This is a genomic window from Burkholderia sp. Se-20378, from assembly GCF_017104665.1.
In the GTDB taxonomy this organism is placed as follows: domain Bacteria; phylum Pseudomonadota; class Gammaproteobacteria; order Burkholderiales; family Burkholderiaceae; genus Burkholderia; species Burkholderia lata.
This window is the reverse complement of record NZ_JAAGPG010001128.1, coordinates 1-1,163: the sequence shown is the minus strand read 5'-3', so window position 1 is coordinate 1,163 and position 1,163 is coordinate 1. Positions and strand designations below refer to the sequence as shown.

1 protein-coding gene and 1 pseudogene are annotated in these 1,163 nt (G+C 71.5%); both read left to right on the top strand.

What is annotated here, in order from left to right:
* A partial coding sequence (locus tag G3N93_RS40555; RefSeq protein ID WP_206135580.1) for an SPFH domain-containing protein occupies positions 1 to 730 on the top strand: 730 nt, incomplete at its 5' end.
* Positions 727 to 1,163 (top strand): annotated as a pseudogene (locus G3N93_RS40550) (hypothetical protein); the annotation flags it as partial. The gene G3N93_RS40555 and the pseudogene G3N93_RS40550, both read left to right, overlap by 4 nt.

The window sequence follows — 1,163 nt, the reverse complement described above, 5'->3', positions numbered from 1 at the left end:
CGTCGCGCGGCTGCCCGACGCGCTGGCCGGTTCCGGCTACGTGCTGACCGGCGACGGCGGCGCGGTCGCGTTGAGCGCGGTGCTGTATTACCGGGTCAGCGATCCCTACGCGTACGTGCTGCAGCGGGACCGTCTCGACACGGCGCTGGAGCGGATCGTATCCGCATCGGCCGTCGAGGTCGCGGCGACCCGCGATCTCGACGCGCTCCTGGTTGCGCGGCCCGAGCAACTGGCCGCCGACCGGCACATGGCCGCTCGTCGCGAACGGTTGCGCGGCGATCTCGCCGATGCGATCGCGCGGCACCTGCGTGCACTCGACGCGGTGCACGCGGGGCTCGGCGTCGAAGTCGCGCGCGTCGACGTACAGCCCGCGTTTCCCGGTGCGGCCGCCGATGCGTTCAACGCAGTGCTGACGTCGCTGCAGGTCGCCGAACGGACCATCGCCGAAGCGCGCACCGCTGCCGAGCAGCGGCGCCAGGACGCGCAGCAGGATGCCGACCGGATCGTCCAGGACGCACAGGCCCATGCGGCCGAACGCGTCGCCACCGCGCAGACCGACACGCTGGAAATCCGGCAGCTCGACGCGACACTCCGCGACAACGGCGATCCGGGGCTGCTGGCGCGGCTGTATCGCGATCGCGTGCAGCGCGTGCTGTCGAAAGCCGGGCGCGTGACGACGATCGATCCGCACGACACCTCGAACCTGATCCTGCCCGGAAACGCCCGATGAATTCGCTCGCTGAACCGGCCACGCAGCCGGACACCGCGCCCGCCGGCAAGACGGCCTACGCGCTGTCCTCCGACGAGCGCCGCACGATCACGCGGCAGATCGCGCTGGCGCTGCTCGCGGGCGGCCTGCTCGTGCTGTCGTTCGTGTGGCGCATGCTGGCGGCCGGCGGCGACACGCTCGCGCAACTGCTCGCCGCGCTCGCATCGTTGATCGTCGCGGGGCCGGTGTTCGCGAGTGCGTGGCACAGCCTGCGCGCGCCGAGCCTGCATGGCGTGACCGATCGCCTGATCGCGCTCGCGATGCTGGCCGCGTGGGCGACCGGCGACATGACGACGGCCGCGCTGCTGCCGATCGTGATGACGTTCGAGATCGGAAGAGCCACCGGCCGAACTCCCGTCACGTGTCGCAACCTCGTTTGCCGGCTGCTGCTTGA